This window comes from Thalassovita taeanensis (genome assembly GCF_900110775.1).
Lineage (GTDB): Bacteria > Pseudomonadota > Alphaproteobacteria > Rhodobacterales > Rhodobacteraceae > Litorimicrobium > Litorimicrobium taeanense.
On record NZ_FOEP01000011.1, the window covers coordinates 12,987 to 32,974 of the forward strand.

The 19,988-nt window shown below is 58.9% G+C and carries 23 protein-coding genes; 12 read left to right on the forward strand and 11 right to left on the reverse strand.

Annotated elements, in window-relative coordinates; all coding sequences use genetic code 11:
• Window positions 1–53: 53 nt before the first annotated feature.
• Window positions 54–704 (reverse strand): DUF2161 domain-containing phosphodiesterase, encoded by a 651-nt coding sequence (locus BSF79_RS13975; RefSeq protein WP_090270449.1) that lies wholly within the window; start codon window positions 702–704, stop codon window positions 54–56.
• 145 nt (window positions 705–849) lie between these two features.
• On the opposite strand from BSF79_RS13975, the gene BSF79_RS13980 reads away from it, so the two are divergent.
• A complete protein-coding gene (locus BSF79_RS13980; RefSeq protein ID WP_090270450.1) occupies window positions 850–1,770 on the forward strand; it encodes a manganese-dependent inorganic pyrophosphatase in 921 nt (306 codons plus the stop codon).
• Between the two features lie 72 nt (window positions 1,771–1,842).
• Here the strand turns inward: BSF79_RS13980 and BSF79_RS13985 are convergent, their stop codons facing one another.
• Complete coding sequence (locus BSF79_RS13985; RefSeq protein WP_090270451.1) at window positions 1,843–2,220, reverse strand: hypothetical protein; 378 nt, start codon at window positions 2,218–2,220, stop codon at window positions 1,843–1,845.
• Window positions 2,221–2,486: 266 nt separating this feature from the next.
• On the opposite strand from BSF79_RS13985, the gene BSF79_RS13990 reads away from it, so the two are divergent.
• The 5 genes from BSF79_RS13990 (at window position 2,487) to BSF79_RS14010 (ending at window position 6,414) form a co-directional block, all read left to right on the forward strand.
• The gene (locus tag BSF79_RS13990) at window positions 2,487–3,359 is read left to right on the forward strand and encodes a TIGR01459 family HAD-type hydrolase (protein WP_090270452.1); all 873 of its coding nucleotides are present in this window, start codon (window positions 2,487–2,489) and stop codon (window positions 3,357–3,359) included.
• A 100-nt stretch (window positions 3,360–3,459) separates the two neighbouring features.
• Window positions 3,460–3,903, forward strand: a complete 444-nt coding sequence (locus BSF79_RS13995) for a MaoC family dehydratase (RefSeq protein ID WP_090270453.1) — start codon at window positions 3,460–3,462, stop codon at window positions 3,901–3,903.
• 71 nt (window positions 3,904–3,974) lie between these two features.
• Window positions 3,975–4,913, forward strand: a complete 939-nt coding sequence (locus tag BSF79_RS14000; protein ID WP_090270454.1) for a bifunctional riboflavin kinase/FAD synthetase — start codon at window positions 3,975–3,977, stop codon at window positions 4,911–4,913.
• Complete coding sequence (locus BSF79_RS14005; protein ID WP_090270455.1) at window positions 4,910–5,368, forward strand: YcgN family cysteine cluster protein; 459 nt, start codon at window positions 4,910–4,912, stop codon at window positions 5,366–5,368. The genes BSF79_RS14000 and BSF79_RS14005 overlap by 4 nt, the downstream gene beginning before the upstream one ends.
• Window positions 5,368–6,414: a threonine aldolase family protein gene (locus BSF79_RS14010; protein WP_090270456.1), complete on the forward strand. Its 1,047-nt coding sequence runs from the start codon at window positions 5,368–5,370 to the stop codon at window positions 6,412–6,414. Before BSF79_RS14005 ends, BSF79_RS14010 begins: the two co-directional genes overlap by 1 nt.
• A 7-nt stretch (window positions 6,415–6,421) precedes the next feature.
• Here BSF79_RS14010 and BSF79_RS14015 read toward each other — a convergent pair whose 3' ends face one another.
• Entirely contained in the window at window positions 6,422–7,234 is an 813-nt protein-coding gene (locus BSF79_RS14015; RefSeq protein WP_090270457.1) for an alpha/beta fold hydrolase, read from the reverse strand.
• Between the two features lie 2 nt (window positions 7,235–7,236).
• The gene (locus BSF79_RS14020) at window positions 7,237–7,836 is read right to left on the reverse strand and encodes a 2-hydroxychromene-2-carboxylate isomerase (RefSeq protein WP_090270458.1); all 600 of its coding nucleotides are present in this window, start codon (window positions 7,834–7,836) and stop codon (window positions 7,237–7,239) included.
• A gap of 105 nt (window positions 7,837–7,941) precedes the next feature.
• On the opposite strand from BSF79_RS14020, the gene BSF79_RS14025 reads away from it, so the two are divergent.
• Window positions 7,942–8,958, forward strand: a complete 1,017-nt coding sequence (locus tag BSF79_RS14025) for a ribose-phosphate pyrophosphokinase (RefSeq protein ID WP_090270459.1) — start codon at window positions 7,942–7,944, stop codon at window positions 8,956–8,958.
• 33 nt (window positions 8,959–8,991) lie between these two features.
• Here BSF79_RS14025 and BSF79_RS14030 read toward each other — a convergent pair whose 3' ends face one another.
• From BSF79_RS14030 to BSF79_RS14055, 6 genes are all read right to left on the reverse strand, one after another.
• Window positions 8,992–9,342, reverse strand: a complete 351-nt coding sequence (locus BSF79_RS14030; protein WP_090270460.1) for an H-type lectin domain-containing protein — start codon at window positions 9,340–9,342, stop codon at window positions 8,992–8,994.
• A gap of 117 nt (window positions 9,343–9,459) precedes the next feature.
• Entirely contained in the window at window positions 9,460–9,885 is a 426-nt protein-coding gene (locus tag BSF79_RS14035; protein ID WP_090270461.1) for a F0F1 ATP synthase subunit epsilon, read from the reverse strand.
• Between the two features lie 12 nt (window positions 9,886–9,897).
• Window positions 9,898–11,322: a F0F1 ATP synthase subunit beta gene (gene atpD / locus BSF79_RS14040; protein ID WP_090270462.1), complete on the reverse strand. Its 1,425-nt coding sequence runs from the start codon at window positions 11,320–11,322 to the stop codon at window positions 9,898–9,900.
• A gap of 16 nt (window positions 11,323–11,338) precedes the next feature.
• On the reverse strand, window positions 11,339–12,217 hold the full coding sequence (locus tag BSF79_RS14045; RefSeq protein ID WP_090270463.1) for a F0F1 ATP synthase subunit gamma: 879 nt from the start codon (window positions 12,215–12,217) through the stop codon (window positions 11,339–11,341).
• A gap of 12 nt (window positions 12,218–12,229) precedes the next feature.
• Window positions 12,230–13,768: a F0F1 ATP synthase subunit alpha gene (atpA, locus tag BSF79_RS14050; RefSeq protein WP_090270464.1), complete on the reverse strand. Its 1,539-nt coding sequence runs from the start codon at window positions 13,766–13,768 to the stop codon at window positions 12,230–12,232.
• Window positions 13,769–14,329, reverse strand: a complete 561-nt coding sequence (locus tag BSF79_RS14055; RefSeq protein WP_090270543.1) for a F0F1 ATP synthase subunit delta — start codon at window positions 14,327–14,329, stop codon at window positions 13,769–13,771. It abuts the gene before it with no gap.
• 149 nt (window positions 14,330–14,478) lie between these two features.
• Between BSF79_RS14055 and BSF79_RS19535 the strand changes: the two genes are divergently transcribed.
• Both BSF79_RS19535 and BSF79_RS20245 read left to right on the forward strand, forming a co-directional pair.
• Window positions 14,479–14,658 (forward strand): hypothetical protein, encoded by a 180-nt coding sequence (locus tag BSF79_RS19535; RefSeq protein WP_139246450.1) that lies wholly within the window; start codon window positions 14,479–14,481, stop codon window positions 14,656–14,658.
• Window positions 14,659–14,836: 178 nt separating this feature from the next.
• Window positions 14,837–14,968 carry a hypothetical protein gene (locus BSF79_RS20245; RefSeq protein ID WP_281248646.1) on the forward strand — a complete coding sequence of 44 codons (132 nt, stop codon included), beginning with the start codon at window positions 14,837–14,839 and terminating at the stop codon, window positions 14,966–14,968.
• Here BSF79_RS20245 and BSF79_RS14060 read toward each other — a convergent pair.
• Window positions 14,965–15,711, reverse strand: a complete 747-nt coding sequence (locus BSF79_RS14060; protein WP_090270465.1) for a methyltransferase domain-containing protein — start codon at window positions 15,709–15,711, stop codon at window positions 14,965–14,967. The genes BSF79_RS20245 and BSF79_RS14060 overlap by 4 nt on opposite strands.
• 61 nt (window positions 15,712–15,772) lie before the next feature.
• Between BSF79_RS14060 and gloB the strand changes: the two genes are divergently transcribed.
• The 3 genes from gloB to BSF79_RS14075 all read left to right on the forward strand — a co-directional run bounded on the left by gloB (window position 15,773) and on the right by BSF79_RS14075 (window position 19,988).
• On the forward strand, window positions 15,773–16,540 hold the full coding sequence (gene gloB, locus BSF79_RS14065; RefSeq protein ID WP_090270466.1) for a hydroxyacylglutathione hydrolase: 768 nt from the start codon (window positions 15,773–15,775) through the stop codon (window positions 16,538–16,540).
• Window positions 16,541–16,695: 155 nt separating this feature from the next.
• A complete protein-coding gene (clpA, locus tag BSF79_RS14070; RefSeq protein WP_090270467.1) occupies window positions 16,696–19,023 on the forward strand; it encodes an ATP-dependent Clp protease ATP-binding subunit ClpA in 2,328 nt (775 codons plus the stop codon).
• Window positions 19,023–19,988 carry a M23 family metallopeptidase gene (locus BSF79_RS14075; RefSeq protein WP_175545333.1) on the forward strand — a complete coding sequence of 322 codons (966 nt, stop codon included), beginning with the start codon at window positions 19,023–19,025 and terminating at the stop codon, window positions 19,986–19,988. Before clpA ends, BSF79_RS14075 begins: the two co-directional genes overlap by 1 nt.

A 19,988-nucleotide genomic window follows, 5' to 3' on the forward strand; every position in this document is an offset into this window, starting at 1 on the left:
GCAGCGAGCAAAGCCGAGTCAACACGCGGTTTTTGAAATTTTTCTGAAACCCGTCAGTCCAGAACGGCGCGCCCGGCCTCGGTCAGATCATAAATCCCAACCTCAACCCGCTCGAACCAGCCATAATGATTGTCGCGCATGATCAGCGTTGCCTTCGCCACCGATGCCGCCTTGGCCACCACCGCGCCCTTGCTCGGCCCCGCCTCCGCCAGATAAGCCGCGCAACGCTCCGCCTCCTGACGATAGGCCGTCACCCGCTTGCCACGCAAGCCGCCCAGATTCGGATCGCCCTCGCGCCGCTCGAATTCGCCCAGCAACGCCGCCTTGCGCCGCGCCACCTTGCGCGGCTGAAACGGTGTCGGTTCGTGATGCAACTGCACCTCGCCCTGCGCGATCTGTACCGACAGCACTCCGATTCCCAACCGCTTGCACAGCCCCAGATTGCCCTTGAACGCACGCCACCCCGCCTTGCCTTTCCAACGCGGCACCGCCACAAAAACCACATCCGTGATCGCCTGCCGCGCCACCGCCTGCTGCAACAACGTCAATGAAAACCCGGTCTTCAGCTCGACAATCAGCGGCGCCTCGCCCACGCGCACGGCCACCACATCGGCTGCCCCCACCTCGCCCTTCACCTCATAGCCGCGCGCCTCAAGAAACGCCTTCACCGGCGCGTAAAGCTGAGTTTCAGGAGCACGTGTCATCGCCTCATCATACCTGCCCACCGCGCGGCTTCCAGACCCATTCCACCGCCCGCCCGACAGACCGTTCGCCGCAGCACAGACAGGTGACAAGCGCCAACGCTGGGACTATAACGCCCGCAAAACACACATCGCATAGGACCCCCACATGACCATTCAGGTTTTCGGCCATAAATCCCCCGACACAGACTCCACCGGCTCGCCCATCATCTGGGCCTGGTACCTGTCCGAGATCAAAGGCACGCCCGCCGCTCCCAAGCTGCTGGGCGAACCCAATACCGAAGCCGCCTTCGTGCTGACCCGCTGGAACCTCGACAAGCCCGAAATCATCTCGGGCGTCGACGTCGGCGCGCCTGTGGTCATCGTTGACACCAACAACCCCGCCGAGCTGCCCGACGGAATCAATGACGCCGACATCACCGCCATCATCGACCACCACAAACTGGTCGGCGGTCTGGAAACCAAAGGCCCGATCGACATCACGATCCGCCCGCTGGCCTGCACCGCGACCATTCTGATCGACCTGATGGGCGACGACGCCGCCAAAATGCCCGAGGCCATCAAAGGCGCCGCGCTGTCATGTATCCTGTCCGACACGCTGGAATTCCGCTCGCCCACCACCACCCCACATGACCGTGCCGTCGCTGAAAAACTGGCGGCCGATCTGGGCATCGACATCGCGACCTATGCCGCCGAGCTGTTCGAGGCCAAATCCGACGTCAGCGCATTCTCCGACGCTGAACTGCTGCGCATGGACTCGAAAGAATACACCATCGACGGCACCGAATTCCGCGTCTCGGTTCTGGAAACCACCGCGCCGAAAATCGTCCTCGACCGCAAGGACAGCCTGATGGCCTCGATGGTCGATGTCGCCAAAGAAGACGGCGCCGATCAGGTCCTGCTCTTCGTCATCGACATCCTGAACGAAGAAGCCACCCTGATGGTCCCGAACGATCTGGTCAAAACCGTGGCTGAAAAATCCTTCGGTGCGACCGTGACCGGCGATCTGGTTGTCCTGCCCGGCATCATGTCGCGCAAGAAACAGATCATTCCGAACCTCAAGATCTGATCTCTTCGGCGCCGAACAAAAAGAAACGCCCGCGAAGATTTTCGCGGGCGTTTTTGTGTCTGTCACACCGGATTACGAACGGTCGCCATGACCCCCATGATCATTGTCGTGGCCATGATCGTTGTCGTTGCCGTGACCTTCACCGTGACCATCATCATCCCCATCGTCGTCGCCGTGGTCATCGCCATGTCCATGCTCGCCGCCGACACTGCCGCCGCTGCCTTGCGACGCCTCTGCGGACTCGGCCCCCAGCTTGCCAACCGCATTGCGATTCATCACACCCAGCATTTCGTCCTCGCCGGGGGTATCCACGCTCTGCTCAAGGTTTGCCTCATGATACTGCTCCAGCAGATCATCTTCAGAGGTCGCCCATGGGTTAATGTGCCCGGCAAATACCGGCGATGTTACCAACACCGACGCCACCAAACCCGCGATTATCTTTGCATTCATTCTTAAAGCCTTTCGTCCACAGCACTGTTCATTGACGGGTCATATATACATCTCACTTTCTGAATACATCGGAGGCGGCGCAAAATTCCCGTTTCGCGGGCAAGAACCTGCCGGTTCGTCACCCGGCGCCGCGGACGCGACCTCGAAAACGCCGCGCACAAAAGCGCCTTTCTTGCTGCGCGGCAGCACCAACGTGATACATACGCAATACCGACGTAATACCGACGTGATACCGACACTGTCTGCAAGCACCTGAAGGCCTGACCATGACCCAGATCATCACCGCCCTGCCCCAGATCTCCAGCCGCTACGAGGCGCTGTTTGTCGACCTCTGGGGGTGCGTGCATGACGGCATCAAAGCCCTCCCCGAAGCGGTCGCCGCCCTGCAAGCCTACCGCGCCACCGGCGGGGTCGTGGTATTGGTCACCAACTCGCCCAAGCCCCGCAAAGGGGTCGAAAAACAGCTTGAACACTTCGGTGTCCCCCAAGATGCTTGGGACACGATCGCCACCTCCGGCGATTCCGCCCGCTCGGCCATGTTCCTTGGCGTTGTCGGCCAAAAGGTGTTCTTCATTGGCGAAGATCGCGATCAGCTATTTTTCGAGCCTATTCATGTGGTTGAACAGCCCGTCGATATCCAGCGCGTCGATCTTGACGCCGCCGAAGGTATCGTTTGCACCGGCCCGTTCGACCCGACGGCCGATCCCGCCGACCTGCGCCCGCAGCTGCTTTTTGCCAAGCAGAAGGGCCTGAAACTGCTCTGCGCCAACCCCGATATCGTCGTTGATCGCGGCGATCATCGTGAATGGTGCGCCGGGGCGATTGCCCGGCTCTATACTGAAATGGGCGGCGAAAGCCTGTATTTCGGCAAGCCGCATCCGCCGATCTATGACCTCGCCCGGCGGCGACTCGCGGCGTTAGGAAAAGATATACCCGATGCTGCGATTCTGGCCATCGGTGACGGGGCGCAAACCGACATCAAAGGCGCCATGGGCGAGGATATTGATTCCCTGTTCATTTCCGGCGGCCTGGCACGCGAAGAAACAAAAACCGCCCCTCAACCCGACCCAGAGGCGCTAACTGATTATCTTCAAAGGGAACTTTCTGCCCCGACCTATACGATAGGGCAACTGCGCTGATACAAATAGGGCTTGATTTTCTGCGCCTGCAAAGCAATAAAGTTCCAACATTTGGCGCCTAGGCGTCTGAAAATTACTCAGCGAACCAAACGGAGGTCGCATGTTGGACAACTTGCCGCGCGGAACGATCTGCATCGAAGACATCGAAATGGGGATGGTGCGCCATCTAAACAAAGTCGTCACAGACCGCGACATCGAGATGTTTGCCGAGGTTTCAACCGACCACAATCCGGTGCATCTGGATGACGACTACGCGCAGGACACCATCTTCGAAGGCCGGATCGCCCATGGCATGCTGACGGCCGGTCTGATCTCGGCCGTGATCGGCGAACAGCTCCCCGGCCACGGCACCGTGTACATGGGTCAAACGCTGAAATTCCTCGGCCCCGTCCGCCCCGGCGACATGGTGACAGCCGAGGTCGAAGTGATCGGTATCGACCACGGCAAGCGCCGGGTCCAACTGGATTGCCGCTGTCTGGTGAATGGGAAGAAAGTGCTGATTGGCGAGGCCACAGTGCTGGCACCCTCGCGTAAATTCGACTGATCCAAAGCCGCCACAGACCGGAATAAGCATCCCCGCTTGCACAAGGATCAAGACGGCGCTACGCCTGCGCTATGCGCATCATCCGGGACTACACTTATGTAACCGAGCAGGATCGCGGCGCCTCTGCCGCGATTGGCAATTTTGACGGGGTCCATCTGGGCCACCGCTCGGTCATCGACATCGCCCGCCGCGCCGGTGAAAAGATCGGCGCACCGCTTGGCGTGGTGACGTTCGAACCCCATCCCAGACAATATTTCGCCCCCAAAGCCCCGGCCTTTCGCCTGATGAGCCGCGAAGCACGCGCGCATCGGCTTGAAAAGCTGGGGGTTGAGCGGCTGTATGAACTCAACTTCAACGCTGCCTTGTCGGCGCTTACACCCGAAGCATTTGCGAAACGGGTGATCAGCGATGGGCTGGGGCTGAAGCATGTGGTGGTCGGCGCAGATTTCTGTTTTGGCAACGCGCGCGCAGGCACGGTTGAGCACCTGAAGGAATTTGGCGCGACGCTTGGCTTTGGCGTCACCGTGGCCGACCTTTTGGAGGGCGACGGCATTCAAGTTTCCTCGACCGCAATTCGCACCGCCCTCAGCGAAGGCCGCCCGCGCGACGCCGCTGCGATGCTGGGCCATTGGCACCGGATCGAAGGCAAAGTGATCGGCGGCGATCAGCGTGGCCGCGAACTGGGTTTCCCAACCGCGAATATGTCGATCGACGGGCTGCACCCGCCAAAACATGGCGTTTACGCGGTATTGGCGGATGTTCTGGAAGGGCCACACAAGGGCAGCTATCTGGGGGCCGCCTCGATCGGGGTGCGGCCAATGTTTGGCGAAAACCACCCCAATCTTGAAACCTACCTCTTTGATTTCAAGGGAGATCTCTATGGCACGCCTCTGTCCATCGGTCTGGTTGATTACCTGCGCCCCGAGCTGAAGTTCGACAGTCTTGGAGCGCTGATCACCCAGATGGATGCCGACTGCGCCCGCGCCCGCACCATTCTGACCGCGCCATGAGCAACGCCACCCTGCGCCCCCGGTTCTGGGAAACCGTGTCGATAACCCGCATGACCCGCGCTGAATGGGAAGCCCTGTGTGATGGCTGCGGCAAGTGCTGCCTGAACAAACTCGAAGACGAAGACACCGGCGAGGTCGCTTTGACCCGCGTTGCCTGCCGCCTGCTGGATGATGCCACCTGCCGCTGCGGCCAGTACGAAACCCGCCACCAGTTTGTGCCGGAATGCATCGTTCTGGATGCCAAGAACATGGATAAAAACCTGTACTGGATGCCCGAAACCTGCGCCTACAAACTGCTCTGGACCGGGCAGCAGCTGAAAGCTTGGCATCCGCTCATTTCGGGTGACCCGGACAGTGTGCACAAGGCTGGCGCGTCGGTTCAGGGTATCACTGTGCCAGAGTTCGAAATCTCGGAAGACGACTGGGAAGATTATATCATCGAGGAGCCTACCTGATGTTTTTTACCTCCGACAATGGCGGCCCCGTGCATCCGCAGATCATGCAGGCGCTCAGCGACGCGAATTCCGGCTTTGCTTCGGGCTATGGTGCCGATGCACAGATGGATGCGGTGCGCGCGCAACTGCGCGAGATATTCGAGGCGCCTGAGGCGGCGATCTATCTTGTGACCACGGGCACCGCGGCGAATTCACTGGCTTTGGCAACGCTGTGTCAGCCGTGGCAAACCGTGTTTTGCAGCCCTGTCGCCCATATCCACGAAGACGAATGCAACGCGCCCGAGTTCTACTCGGGCGGAGCCAAGCTGACGCTTGTCGGCGAAGGTGACAAGATGACGGCGGCGGCCTTGCGCGGCGCGATCCTTGACGAGGAAACCCGCGGCGTCCACGGACCACAACGCGGCCCGGTGTCGATCACGCAAGTGACGGAAAAGGGACGGATTTATACGCTGGCCGAGATCGAAGCCCTGACCACGGTTGCAAAGGAATTTGATCTGCCCGTGCATCTGGACGGTGCGCGCTTCGCCAACGCTTTGGTGGCGCTGAACTGCTCGCCTGCGGACATGACATGGAAGGCGGGCGTGGATGCTGTCAGCTTCGGCGGCACCAAGAACGGCTGCATGGGGGTCGAGGCGGTGATCTTCTTTGATCCCAAACATGCGTGGGAATTCGAACTGCGCCGCAAGCGCGGGGCGCATCTGCTGTCCAAGCACCGGTATCTGTCGGCGCAGATGCTGGGGTATTTGGACAACGACCTGTGGCTGACCACCGCGCGGCAGGCCAATGCCACCTGCGCCCGTCTGGCCGATGGTCTGCGGCAAGTGCCCGACGCCACGTTTTTGGTGGACCCGCAGGCCAATATCATTTTCGCCACCCTGCCCCGTGCCGTGCACCAGCGCCTGTTTGACGCCGGGGCCTATTACTATCTCATGTCCGGCACTCTGGAGGGTGATGACCCCCACGAACCGCTGACCGCGCGCTTTGTCTGTGATTGGTCAACCCAGGCAGAAACCGTGGATCAGTTCCTGAGCGTGGCGCGCGGATAAGCTCGGTTCAATCCGGCACGGTATCAAGGAACGTCAGAACCTCGGCACCCACCTGAACCGGGTGGGTGATCGGAACCATGTGCCCCGCCCCGGCAATCACTGCGCGGCGCGCATTGGGCAGACGCCGCGCCAGACCATCATTGACCAGACCGATATAGTCCGGGGATTCGCCACCCTCGATCAGAAGCGTCGGCACCTTGAGCCGCTCCAACGCGCCGCTGGCCAGGATCCCGGCGGAATCGTCGTTGATTTCCGGCGCCGCATCCCGAATGACACTGATCTTTTCGGCCATTGACCGCCGCAGATCCTCTGACAGGTCCTCCCACGGACGGCCATCCCCCCAGACCTTGGAAAAGGCCCGCGCCGCGCCGATATTGTCCCCGCGCTCAAGGGCATCGTCATGGTCCTTCAGCTCAAGATCATGCTGGGCCCGCAAACCGGGTCTGTCGGAAAAAGCCACCGCAAAGAACACCGGCTCGATCAGCACCAGCGAGCGTACTTTCTCGGGGTGCTCGACCGCCAGGCGCAACGCGACGGTGCCGCCGAAGGAATGGCCAATGACATCGACCGGCCCCTCGGGGAAGTCTGCGGCCATGCCTGTTGTGACCTGCTGAAGCGGGCCGCGATGGTCCCACTCCCCGCTGCGCCCGTGGCCCGGAATGTCAAAGGCCGTCATGTGCAACCGGCGGCCAAGACGAGCAGCAAGCCCTTTCCAAGCACCGGAATGCGCCAACGAGCAATGAATCATCAGCGCCTCGCGGGGGCCGGTGCCGAACTCAGTCCAATAGGTCGGAAAGCCACCGCGCATGTCCTGAGGCATACTCAGAGCTTTCCAGCCAAGTGCAGGTCCAGATCATCCAGTCGGTCCTGTCCCCAGAACTTCTGCCCACTGTCCACCACATAGAACGGCGAGCCGAAGACGCCTTGCGCAACAGCCTCTTCCAGATTGGCGGCATAGGTTTCCGCCCCAACCAGAAGCCCGCTATCCGCCAACGACGGGTCAAACCCCGCCTCAGTCAGGGAAGCGCGAATGACGCCTTCGTCCGAAATATCGCGCTCTTCGCCCCAGCTGGCGCGCAGCAGCCCATGCACCAGCGCCCCGACATCGCCACCGCCCGCATTCTGCGCGGCGATGATCGCATAAGACGATGGCGCGGCGTTTACCGGCCAATATTTTGGCTTCATGTTCAACGTCAGCCCGACCTTGCGCGCCTGACGCGGCAATTCCTGAGCACGGTATTCGACCCGCGAAGCGTGCCGCTGCGGAACAGGAGCCCCGCCAGTGCGCGGAAACAGCGACATGATATCAAATGGCTTGTAGGTGATTTTTGCACCATGACGCCGCGTCAATTCCTCCAACCGTTTGCCTGCGAGGTAGGCGTACGGCGAAAGTGTCGAAAAAAAGTAATCTATATGGGCCATTTGCGCGCCCTCCCCATGTGCATAGCTTTGCCAGACGGTACTTAGATGTTAAGCGAAGTCAACTTTCCGAATCTGCCACCACGACCACTCTGGGGAACAGCTGCAATGCCCAATCTGAATGAACCGAAGCTTATCTCCGGTAACGCCAACCTGCCACTCGCAAGCTCGATTGCCCGGCGGATGTCCATCCATCGCGGGATGAATATCGGCCTCGTCGAAGCGAGGATCGAACGGTTCAACGATCAGGAAATCTTCGTCGAAGTTTATGAGAACGTCCGTGGCGAAGATATGTTCATCATTCAGCCGACCTCGAACCCGGCCAATGACAATCTTATGGAGCTGTTGATCATGACCGACGCGCTGCGCCGGTCCTCGGCCTCGCGGATCACGGCGGTCATCCCATATTTCGGCTACGCTCGTCAGGACCGCCGCACCAAGGCGCGCACGCCGATCAGCGCCAAGCTGGTGGCGAACATGCTGGTCGAAGCAGGGATCGAGCGCATCCTGACGCTTGACCTGCACGCCGCACAGATTCAGGGGTTTTTCGACATTCCGGTTGATAACCTCTACGCCTCGCCGATTTTTGCCTTGGACATCCAAGCGCAATTCGAAGGCTCGCTGGACGACGTCATGGTCGTATCCCCCGACGTCGGTGGTGTGGCGCGTGCCCGCGAGTTGGCCAAGCGGATCAACGCGCCGCTGTCGATCGTGGATAAACGCCGCGAAAAACCCGGCGAGATCGCCGAGATGACTGTGATCGGGAACGTCGCAGGCAAGAAATGTATCATCGTCGACGATATGTGCGACACGGCCGGCACCCTGTGTAAGGCCGCAGAAGTGTTGATGGAAAACGGCGCGTCCGAGGTACATTCTTATATATCGCACGGCGTGCTTTCCGGCCCAGCGGTCGAACGGATTACCAATTCGGTGATGAAATCGCTCGTAATTACAGATTCGATTCAGCCGACGGCGGCGGTTAAAGCGACGCCGAATATCCGCATCCTGCCAACGGCACCGATGTTTGCGCAGGCGATTCTGAACATCTGGAACGGTACATCAGTGTCTTCGCTGTTCGAAACGGACACGCTTGAACCAATTTATGAAGGACAGTTCAAAGGGTAACTTTGACGTCGGCCAGCCCAGCAATGGGCTGGCTCAATACAGATCCCAGTCATCTTCGTCACACAATTCGCCGAGGGCTATCCAGGAAATTCTGGTCCGTGCCAGACGTGTATTGCCCCAAGTGCGAAAAACAATTTCAAAACCAGTCTCGGTAATCGCGTCCGTGGTCAGATCGCTGCGGATATTTGTCGCGTAGTCCACATCCCACAAAGAAACCGAGCACATCACCGTGGGCGGCGACCGGAAGGATTCGCTGAATTTGACCGCTCGACGCCGCTCGCGCGCGCCAGTCCCAGTCCACATTTCGCCGCCATCTTCAAAATCTGAAAACAGATGCTCTTCGCCCTGATCCACCCCGAGCAAATGGGATTTTAGTCGCTTCATATTTCAGTACCTTGCCAACCCCGCCAGAGTAGCCAAAAAAATGGGCAAAACTATGATACAAATGAAAAAGGCCCCGAATTTCGGGGCCTTGTCCAGAACTTTTGCTACGAAAACCGATTATCTAGCCGTCAGGCCGATATGATCACCCACTGCAACCATATCCGCCAGCAGCTTGGCCGCATCATCAACGGGGCCAGGCTCGTTCTTGAAGGTTGTTTTCGCATTTTCCAGCGCATCGGCGGCGGCTTTGACCATTCCGTCGATATGCGCCTGCGTGACGTCTGCGCGTGCGATTGCGCTTTCAGCCAAAACCGAAATGCTGGTGGCCGTGATCTCGGCAAAACCACCGGTAACCACATATTCCGCCAAACCGTCCGGCCCTTCGATCCGCAGCACGCCAGGGCGTAGGGTGGTGATCGTCGGCGCATGGCCAGCCATCGCCACCATGTCGCCATCCGCACCCGGGATCTGAACCTGCTCAACCAGAAGCGACGCGAGGCGACGCTCCGGGCTGACCAGATCGAATTGCACTGTCTCAGCCATAACAGGCCCTCCTTAGGCCGCGTCGGCAGCCATGCGTTCGGCTTTGGCGATCACTTCTTCGATGCCACCAACCATATAGAAGGCGCCTTCCGGAAGGTGATCGTACTCACCAGCGACAACTGCTTTGAACGATGCGATTGTATCTTCCAGCGGAACCTGCTTGCCGTCGGCACCGGTGAACACTTTTGCAACGTCGAAAGGCTGCGACAGGAAGCGCTCAATCTTACGTGCACGGGCCACAGCCAATTTGTCATCTTCAGACAATTCGTCCATCCCGAGGATCGCGATGATATCCTGCAGCGACTTGTAGCGCTGAAGGATTTGCTGAACGTCGGTCGCCACTTTGTAGTGCTCGGCACCAATGATCAGCGGATCCAGAAGACGCGAGGTCGAACCAAGCGGGTCCACAGCAGGGTAGATACCCTTTTCCGAAATCGAGCGATCCAGAACCGTTGTCGCATCAAGGTGCGCAAACGAGGTCGCAGGCGCCGGGTCGGTAAGGTCGTCTGCAGGTACGTAAACGGCCTGAACCGAGGTGATCGACCCGGTTTTGGTGGACGAAATCCGCTCCTGCATCGCACCCATGTCGGTGGCCAGCGTCGGCTGATAGCCCACAGCCGAAGGAATACGACCCAGCAGAGCCGAAACCTCGGAACCCGCCTGAGTGAAGCGGAAGATGTTGTCGACGAAGAACAGAACGTCCGAACCGGTGTCGTCGCGGAACTGCTCGGCGATCGACAGGCCGGACAGCGCGATCCGCATACGGGCACCCGGAGGCTCGTTCATCTGGCCATAAACCAGCGCAATTTTCGATTTAGTCAGATCGTCGGGAACGATAACGCCGGATTCGATCATCTCGTGGTAAAGGTCGTTACCTTCACGGGTCCGCTCCCCAACACCCGCGAACACGGACACACCCGAGTGCACTTTTGCGATGTTGTTGATCAGTTCCATGATAAGAACTGTTTTACCCACGCCGGCACCGCCGAACAGACCGATCTTACCACCCTTGGTGTAGGGGGCCAGCAGGTCGATAACCTTGATGCCGGTGGTCAGGATTTCGGTTTCAGTCGACTGTTCCGAAAATGCCGGAGCCTCGCCGTGAATGGCGCGCTTTTCGGTCGCCTCAACGGGGCCTTTTTCATCAACCGGGTCGCCGGTCACGTTCAGGATGCGGCCCAGCGTAGCAGTGCCAACCGGAACCATGATCGGGCCGTCAGTGTCGGTCACTTCCTGACCGCGCACCAGACCTTCGGTTGCGTCCATGGCGATGGTACGAACGGTACCCTCTCCAAGGTGCTGTGCAACTTCCAGAACCAGTTTCTTGCCGTTGTTGTCGGTGGTCAGCGCGTTGAGGATCTGAGGCAGATCACCACCAAACTGCACGTCCACAACGGCGCCGATCACCTGAGTGATTTTGCCTTTTGCGTTTGCCATGTTTCGTCTCCGGTCCTTAGAGCGCTTCCGCGCCCGAGATAATTTCAATAAGCTCGTTGGTGATGACAGCCTGACGCGAACGGTTATATTCGATTGTCAGTTTGTCGATCATCTCGCCCGCGTTGCGCGTCGCGTTATCCATGGCGGACATCCGCGCACCTTGCTCGGACGCAGCATTTTCCAACAAAGCCGCAAAGATCTGTGTTGCCACACCGCGCGGCAGAAGATCAGCCAAGATGGCTTCTTCATCAGGCTCGTAATCGTAAAGGGTGGTTGCACCCTCACCGCCCTCGGGGGCGTCGAACGAAGCAGGAATGATCTGCTGTGCGGTCGGGATCTGGCTGACCACGTTCACGAACTTCGCATAGAAAATCGTGGCGACGTCAAACTCACCCGCATCGAAACGCGCCAGAACGTCTTTGGCAATGCTTTGCGCATCAACATATCCGAGGCGCTTCACTTCGCTCAGGTCGACGTGCCCAACAAACAGCTGGCCCAGTTCGCGCTTCAGCGAATCGCGACCTTTCTTGCCAACGGTCAGGATCTTGACCGTCTTGCCTTTGGCTTGCAGCTCGGCCACGCGAGCCTTGGCCAGCTTGGAGATGTTGGCGTTGAAGCCACCACACAGGCCACGCTCGGCAGTCATCACCACCAGAAGGTGGGTCTGATCGCCGCCGGTGCCGCTCAGCAGTTTCGGAGCGCTGTCGCTGCCACCGACGCCAGCGGCAAGCCCACCCAGAACGGCGTTGAACCGTTCTGTGTAGGGCCGCGACGCTTCGGCAGCTTCTTGGGCCCGGCGGAGCTTGGCCGCCGAGACCATCTGCATGGCCTTGGTGATCTTGCGGGTGTTCTTGACACTCGCGATCCTGTTTTTCAGGTCCTTGAGATTTGGCATTGCCTTATCTCCTTAAGCGAAATCGGCGGCGAATTCGTCGAGTGCGGCCTTGATCTTGTCCTCGGCTTCCCCTTTGATTTTCGGGTCTTCCTTGGTGATGTAATCCAGCAGGTCAGCATGCTTGCCGCGCAGGTGCGCCAACAGACCGGCCTCGAAATGACCAACTTCACGAACGCCGATCTTGTCCAGATAGCCTTTGGTGCCTGCATAGATCACACAGACGATTTCGGCGTTGGTCAACGGCGAATACTGCGGCTGTTTCATCAGCTCGGTCAGACGGGCACCACGGTTCAGCAACTGCTGAGTGGCGGCGTCAAGATCGGACCCGAACTGAGCGAAGGCCGCCATTTCGCGATACTGAGCCAGTTCCAGCTTCACCGGGCCAGCAACCGATTTCATCGCATTGGTTTGCGCCGAAGAGCCAACCCGTGAGACCGACAAGCCTGTGTTCACAGCAGGACGGATACCCTGATAGAACAGTTCGGTTTCCAGGAAGATCTGGCCATCAGTGATCGAGATCACGTTGGTCGGAATAAACGCAGAAACGTCGCCGCCCTGAGTTTCGATGATCGGCAGAGCAGTCAGCGAACCCGAGCCGAAATCTTCGTTCAGCTTCGAAGAGCGCTCCAGCAGGCGGGAGTGCAGATAGAAAACGTCACCAGGATAGGCTTCACGGCCCGGCGGACGACGCAGAAGCAGCGACATCTGGCGATAAGACACGGCCTGCTTCGACAGATCGTCATAGATGATCAGCGCGTGGCGGCCGTTGTCGCGGAAGAATTCAGCCATGGCTGTCGCGGTATAGGGCGCCAGATACTGCATCGGAGCAGGATCGGATGCAGTCGCGGCGACGACGATCGAGTAGTCGATCGCCCCGGTTTCTTCCAGCTTTTTCACCAGCTGGGCAACGGTCGAGCGCTTTTGGCCGATCGCGACATACACACAATACAGCTTTTTGCCTTCGTCGTCGCCAGCGGCTTCGTTATAGGACTTCTGGTTCAGGATCGTGTCCAGCGCGATGGCTGTTTTACCTGTCTGACGGTCGCCAATGATCAGCTCGCGCTGGCCACGACCAACGGGGATCATCGCATCGACCGATTTCAGGCCAGTTGCCATCGGCTCGTGCACCGACTTACGCGGGATGATGCCCGGCGCTTTGACGTCGGCAATGCCGCGCGCGGCGGTTTTGATCGGACCTTTGCCATCCAGCGGGTTGCCCAGACCGTCAACGACGCGACCCAGCAGTTCGTTGCCAATTGGAACGTCCACGATCGAGTTGGTGCGCTTAACTATGTCACCTTCTTTGATGTCACGGTCCGTCCCGAAGATCACGACACCGACGTTGTCGGTTTCGAGGTTCAGGGCCATGCCCTGAATGCCACCGGGGAATTCGACCATCTCGCCGGCCTGAACATTGTCCAGACCGTAGACGCGGGCAATACCGTCACCGACGGAAAGCACACGACCAACCTCGGCAACTTCGGTTTCCTGACCGAAGTTTTTGATCTGGTCTTTCAGGATCGCAGAAATCTCTGCTGCTTGGATACCCATTTATCCGACCTCTTTCATTGCATTCTGGAGGGAGTTGAGCTTGGAGCGGATCGATGTGTCGATCATCTTCGAGCCCACTTTAACGACAAGACCACCGATGAGGCTATCATCGACGGTCGCATTTATTGTGACAGTTTTACCCACACGCTCGCCCAATGTTTTGGCCAGCTTTTCGGATTGAACCTTGGTGAGGGCCTTCGCACTGATCACTTCGGCGGTAACTTCGCCTTTTTCCTGCGCAATCAAACCAGACAGGCTGGTGACGAGTTGCGGCAAAACGAACAGACGACGCTTTTGCGCCATGACGGCCAAGCCCTTTTGCATCACGGGGATCAGGTTCATTTTTTTGGCGACCGCAGCGATAGCCTTGCCTTGCTCATCCCGCGAAATCAGCGGTGAGCTGATCAGCGTGCGCAGATCTGCGCTTTCGCTCAGGGCTGCGGTAAGATCGGTCAAATTTGCTTCGAGCTTCGCCAGAGTTTTGTTCTCTTTCGAAATTTCGAAGATCGCGGTGGCATAGCGCGCGGCAATGCCTGAGGAGATCGAAGCTGGTTCGGACACGTCCACCCTTCCGACTATTCTGGCCCCAAACGAAATCTTCGTGATTGCGCACTGGGGGCGTTTAGACCTTTGACTTGTATCAAAGCATAGAAATCGGCGTGGGTGTAGCAGAGCATTACGCACCTAGCAACCAGCTATGACATGCCAGCATGGAACTGAATAATATTTCATTTCAATTACTTAATGAAGGTGCGGCGGTTTGGACCAGTTTTTACAGCTCATTTTTTTCACCAAAATGGTTGATTTCGGTCGCAGGAATGCCCGAAGCGGCCAACTCGTTAACGCTATCACCCGTCGGCACGGCAGGTGACGCGACGGGATCCGACTGAAAACGCCCCTTTCAGATAAGGATTCGAACGATCTGACTGCCCCCGATGCGCCCCACAGGAATCGCCGGATTGTCGCCCGGTGGGCACGGGATCGTTTCGACCTTTCTGACTGAAAATGCCCGGCGCACGAATGCACTGACATGACGACGGGACCGTCCCGGGGAGTAAGAGGGCCGCCATGCCGGACTCCATTTGGCGTCAAAAGCTGCGGCGAACAATCGAGAGTGTCTATGTGCTCTGCTGGCAACTGCGGGACGTTCTGGATGCGATCAAGATCAGCCGCAACACGGCCTGCACTGCGGCGACCTAAACCGGCTTTGGCTCTTTGGTCGCTGCGGGAGCCAATACCGACAGCGGACGGCGCACGGCCTCTTTCAGACCCGGACCGCTGGGCGCGTGCACGCGCTTGGTTGCCTCGACGATGATCACCCCCCCAGCGACCACCATGGACAGGCTATGCCCCACCCGCTCCCATACATCGCCGGTCTTGCGCCAGAAACGCCGGTGCGATGGCGGTTGATACAGTGCCGTTTCGTTGCGCTCGGGCATGAAGTGGTGCCGCTTCAGCTGCGCCTCAAGCTGGCTGAGCGTATAGGGCCGCCCAAAGCCGAACGGCGTCTTGTCGCTGCGCGACCACAGGCCCGCGCGGTTCGGCACGATAAACAACGCTCGCCCGCCCGGCCCCAACACGCGCCAGCATTCGTCAAGCAGGGCACTGGGCTGTTCGCTGGTTTCCAAGCCGTGCATCACCAGTAATTTGTCCACATGTCCGGTTTCCACCGGCCACGCCGTTTCTTCGCACAAAACCGACAGATTCGGCATGCCAGCAGGCCACGGCATCACCCCTTGCGGGCCGGGCATCAACGCGGTGACCCGTCGTGCATCAGGTAAATATTGCCGCAAGAGCGGCACCGCAAAACCAAATCCCACGACCGTCTGGCCATGCGCCTCGGGCCACAGCGCCATGACCTGATTGCGCACCGCTTTTTGCGCCGCGCGCCCCAGCATGCTGCGATAATAAAAATTGCGCAGGTCCTGCACATCAAGATGCATTGCAGCCGGTCCCTCGATCCGCCACTCTGTCCCTACCATACCAAGCGAAGGACGAAACGCCATGCCTCTTGAGCTCGTGACCATCCCATGCCTGTCAGATAACTATGCCTATCTGGTCCATGATGCGGCCAGCGGCGAAACGGCCTTGATCGACGCACCCGAAGCCGGGCCAATCGCTGCGGCCCTGTCTGCACGGGGCTGGACGTTGAGCCATGTGTTGCTGACCCATCACCACTGGGACCACGTTGATGGCCTGACCGCCCTTCTGGCGGATCACCCGGCAAAGGTGATCGGCGCGGCCGCTGACGCTCATCGCCTGCCGCCCTTGAACACTGCCGTCAGCGAAGGGGACACGATCATGATAGGCCGCGAAACTGCGCGGGTGATTGACGTTTCCGGTCACACGCTGGGCCATATCGCCTTCCACTTTCCTGACAGCAAGCTGGCTTTTACCGCAGACAGTTTGATGGCGCTTGGCTGCGGACGCTTGTTTGAGGGCACGCCCGCGCAGATGTTTGACAGCCTCTCGAAACTGGCGGCCCTGCCAGCGGATACGCTAATTTGCTCTGGCCACGAATACACTTTGTCGAACGGGAAATTCGCGCTAACCATTGACCCGGACAATACAGCGCTTATCTCTCGCATGGACAGAGTGCAGAAAGCGCGCGATGCGGGTCAACCAACCGTGCCATCTGTTCTGGCAGACGAACTGTCGACCAACCCCTTCCTGCGCGGCCATGATCCGGCCATACAGGCCAGGGTTGGAATGACAGGGGCCGCCCCCGCTGCCGTCTTTGCAGAGATCAGAAAACGCAAAGACAGCTTCTGAAACCCGCCCAGACAGACGGCAGCAAACTGAAATGTGACAGCAATCCGACAGAAAACACTTGAAGCTGGCAAGATATCGACCAAACTTTAAGACTATGAGGCCAAGGTTGTACGAATACGAAGTTCGCCCGACCCAGATCAGAAGGAGCGCTCAAAGTGCCTTCATTCTCGAACACGCTTGAACAGGCAATCCACGCGGCGCTGGCGCTGGCCAACGCACGCAAACATGAATTCGCAACGCTGGAGCACCTGCTTCTTGCGCTGATTGATGAACCCGACGCGCTTCGCGTACTCAAGGCCTGCTCGGTCGACACGGACGACCTGCGCACCACGCTCGTCGAATTTGTTGATGACGACCTTTCCAACCTTGTGACCGATATCGATGGATCCGAAGCCGTACCAACCGCCGCGTTTCAACGCGTCATTCAACGCGCCGCGATCCACGTCCAAAGCTCCGGCCGGACCGAGGTGACGGGGGCCAATGTGTTGGTCGCCATTTTCGCCGAGCGCGAGTCCAACGCCGCTTATTTCCTGCAGGAACAGGAAATGACCCGCTATGATGCGGTGAACTTCATCGCCCACGGTGTGGCCAAGGATCCCTCTTTCGGCGAAGCGCGCCCGATCACCGGCGCGGCCGAATCCGAGGATGAAATTCCGCACAGCACCGGCGAGCATGTGGAGCAGAAAGAATCCGCACTTGGCAAATACTGTGTCGATCTGAATGCCAAATCGCGCAAGGGTGACGTTGACCCGTTAATCGGGCGCCATTCCGAAGTTGAGCGTTGCATTCAGGTCTTGTGCCGCCGCCGCAAGAATAACCCCCTTCTGGTGGGTGATCCCGGCGTGGGCAAGACTGCCATCGCCGAAGGGTTGGCGCGCAAGATCGTGCAGGGTGAAACACCCGAGGTTCTGTCAAAGACGACAATCTATTCGCTCGACATGGGCGCACTTCTGGCGGGTACCCGCTATCGTGGCGATTTCGAAGAGCGGCTGAAGGCCGTGATGACCGAGTTGGAAGATCATCCCGACGCGGTTCTATTTATCGACGAAATTCACACTGTGATCGGGGCCGGGGCCACGTCGGGCGGGGCGATGGATGCCTCGAACCTTCTGAAGCCAGCACTTCAGGGCGGCAAACTGCGCTGCATGGGGTCCACCACCTATAAAGAGTTCCGCCAACACTTCGAGAAGGACCGCGCGCTCAGCCGCCGGTTCCAGAAAATCGACGTGAACGAGCCGTCGGTCGAGGATACGATCAAGATCCTCAAAGGGTTGAAACCCTATTTCGAGGAACATCACGGGGTGAAATACACCGCCGATGCGATCAAATCATCGGTCGAGCTGTCGGCGCGGTATATCAACGACCGCAAACTTCCGGACAAGGCAATCGACGTGATCGACGAAGCCGGCGCGGCCCAACATCTTGTGGCCGAAAGCAAGCGCCGCAAAACCATCGGCACCAAAGAGATCGAAGCCGTGGTGGCCAAGATCGCCCGCATCCCGCCGAAAAACGTGAGCAAGGATGATGCCGAGGTTCTCAAAGACCTCGAAAAGTCCCTCAAACGCGTTGTTTTTGGTCAGGATCCGGCGATCGAAGCGCTGTCATCCGCGATCAAGCTGGCCCGCGCCGGCCTGCGCGAGCCTGAAAAACCCATCGGGAACTATCTGTTCGCTGGGCCCACTGGTGTTGGCAAAACTGAAGTGGCCAAACAATTGGCCGATACGCTGGGCGTGGAGTTGCTGCGTTTTGATATGTCGGAATACATGGAGAAGCACGCGGTGAGCCGTTTGATTGGCGCGCCTCCCGGCTATGTCGGTTTTGATCAGGGCGGTATGCTGACGGATGGCGTGGATCAGCACCCGCATTGCGTGCTGCTTCTGGATGAGATGGAAAAGGCGCATCCGGATGTCTACAACATCCTGTTGCAGGTGATGGACCACGGCAAGCTGACCGACCACAATGGCCGGACAGTGGATTTCCGCAATGTAATCCTGATCATGACATCGAACGCAGGTGCTATGGAGCAGGCCAAATCCGCGATCGGCTTTGGTCGTGATCGGCGCGAGGGTGAAGACACGGCGGCGATCGAGCGGACGTTTACACCCGAATTCCGCAACCGTCTGGATGCGGTGATCAGCTTTGCGCCGCTCCCGAAATCGGTCATCATGCAGGTAGTTGAAAAGTTCGTTCTGCAGCTTGAGGCCCAGTTGATGGACCGAAATGTGCATATCGAGCTCACGTCCCCTGCCGCTGCGTGGCTGGCCGACAAGGGATATGACGACAAGATGGGGGCCCGCCCGCTGGCCCGCGTCATTCAGGAATACATCAAGAAGCCTCTGGCTGAAGAGCTGCTGTTCGGCAAGTTGGCCAAAGGAGGCGTGGTGCGTGTCAGCGTCAAAAACGGCGCCATTGATCTTCAGATCGACGGGCCGGGGCGGCCACGTTTATCTGACAACAAACCGCCGCTGCTGACAGCAGATTGATGTTCCGGTCTGGCTTTGCCGTTGTTCTCTCCCTCGTAACGCCAGCCGTTGCGGGGGAGTTTCAGCTTTCATTGCCCATCGACTGCACCTTGGGCGAAAGCTGCTTCATACAACAATTCGTTGATCACGACCCAACCGCCGCTGCCCATGACTACACCTGTGGCCCGCTCAGCTATGAGGGGCATAAGGGCACCGACTTCGGTCTGCTCTCACTTGCTTCCATGGAGGCAGGCGTGAATGTCCTAGCCTCAGCGGATGGCATCGTTGTTGGGTTGCGCGACGGAATGCAGGATACTGGCCTAACCCCACAAACCGAAGCCGCGATCAGTGGCAAGGATTGCGGGAACGGCGTGGTATTAGGGCACGGGGACGGTTGGCAGACCCAATATTGCCATATGAAGCAGGGCTCCGTACAGGTCCACAAAGGCCAGCGCATTCGACGCGGCGAAGTTTTGGGGCAGGTCGGCCTGTCGGGCCGAACACAGTTCCCCCATGTACATCTGTCGGTTCGCAAAGATGGGGCGGTCGTCGATCCCTTTGCCCCAGACAGCGCCGCAACATGCCAGCCGCAGGTAGGTCCCGGTCTTTGGCAAAGCGCCCCGGAATACCATGCTGGTGGCGTCCTGAACATCGGGTTCAGCACCGACATCCCCTCTTATCAGGCGGTCAAAGCAGGTAGCGCGGAGCAAACCAACTTCAGCACGAATTCGCCTGCAATTGTCCTATGGGTTTATGCTTTTGGGTCTCAGGAGGGCGACGAGCTACACCTGTTGGTCACGGGCCCGTCGGGCCCGGTTATTGACAAAACGGCACTGTTGGACAAAGCGCAGGCACAATATTTTCGTGCAGCGGGGCGCCGAAAACCCACCGCTGGGTGGCCAACAGGCTCTTATCATGCGACCGCGACTCTGCTGCGCGACGGAGCAGAAATTGACCAGATGGAACGCAGCGTCGTTTTGAAATAG

Bases quoted from the DNA above. Each gene is read 5' to 3' on its own strand.
- BSF79_RS13975 (WP_090270449.1), bottom strand. From the start codon at position 704: ATGACACGTGCTCCTGAAACTCAGCTTTACGCGCCGGTGAAGGCGTTT.
- BSF79_RS13980 (WP_090270450.1), top strand. From the start codon at position 850: ATGACCATTCAGGTTTTCGGCCATAAATCCCCCGACACAGACTCCACC.
- BSF79_RS13985 (WP_090270451.1), bottom strand. From the start codon at position 2,220: ATGAATGCAAAGATAATCGCGGGTTTGGTGGCGTCGGTGTTGGTAACA.
- BSF79_RS13990 (WP_090270452.1), top strand. From the start codon at position 2,487: ATGACCCAGATCATCACCGCCCTGCCCCAGATCTCCAGCCGCTACGAG.
- BSF79_RS13995 (WP_090270453.1), top strand. From the start codon at position 3,460: ATGTTGGACAACTTGCCGCGCGGAACGATCTGCATCGAAGACATCGAA.
- BSF79_RS14000 (WP_090270454.1), top strand. From the start codon at position 3,975: ATGCGCATCATCCGGGACTACACTTATGTAACCGAGCAGGATCGCGGC.
- BSF79_RS14005 (WP_090270455.1), top strand. From the start codon at position 4,910: ATGAGCAACGCCACCCTGCGCCCCCGGTTCTGGGAAACCGTGTCGATA.
- BSF79_RS14010 (WP_090270456.1), top strand. From the start codon at position 5,368: ATGTTTTTTACCTCCGACAATGGCGGCCCCGTGCATCCGCAGATCATG.
- BSF79_RS14015 (WP_090270457.1), bottom strand. From the start codon at position 7,234: ATGCCTCAGGACATGCGCGGTGGCTTTCCGACCTATTGGACTGAGTTC.
- BSF79_RS14020 (WP_090270458.1), bottom strand. From the start codon at position 7,836: ATGGCCCATATAGATTACTTTTTTTCGACACTTTCGCCGTACGCCTAC.
- BSF79_RS14025 (WP_090270459.1), top strand. From the start codon at position 7,942: ATGCCCAATCTGAATGAACCGAAGCTTATCTCCGGTAACGCCAACCTG.
- BSF79_RS14030 (WP_090270460.1), bottom strand. From the start codon at position 9,342: ATGAAGCGACTAAAATCCCATTTGCTCGGGGTGGATCAGGGCGAAGAG.
- BSF79_RS14035 (WP_090270461.1), bottom strand. From the start codon at position 9,885: ATGGCTGAGACAGTGCAATTCGATCTGGTCAGCCCGGAGCGTCGCCTC.
- atpD (WP_090270462.1), bottom strand. From the start codon at position 11,322: ATGGCAAACGCAAAAGGCAAAATCACTCAGGTGATCGGCGCCGTTGTG.
- BSF79_RS14045 (WP_090270463.1), bottom strand. From the start codon at position 12,217: ATGCCAAATCTCAAGGACCTGAAAAACAGGATCGCGAGTGTCAAGAAC.
- atpA (WP_090270464.1), bottom strand. From the start codon at position 13,768: ATGGGTATCCAAGCAGCAGAGATTTCTGCGATCCTGAAAGACCAGATC.
- BSF79_RS19535 (WP_139246450.1), top strand. From the start codon at position 14,479: ATGGAACTGAATAATATTTCATTTCAATTACTTAATGAAGGTGCGGCG.
- BSF79_RS20245 (WP_281248646.1), top strand. From the start codon at position 14,837: ATGCCGGACTCCATTTGGCGTCAAAAGCTGCGGCGAACAATCGAGAGT.
- BSF79_RS14060 (WP_090270465.1), bottom strand. From the start codon at position 15,711: ATGCATCTTGATGTGCAGGACCTGCGCAATTTTTATTATCGCAGCATG.
- gloB (WP_090270466.1), top strand. From the start codon at position 15,773: ATGCCTCTTGAGCTCGTGACCATCCCATGCCTGTCAGATAACTATGCC.
- BSF79_RS14075 (WP_175545333.1), top strand. From the start codon at position 19,023: ATGTTCCGGTCTGGCTTTGCCGTTGTTCTCTCCCTCGTAACGCCAGCC.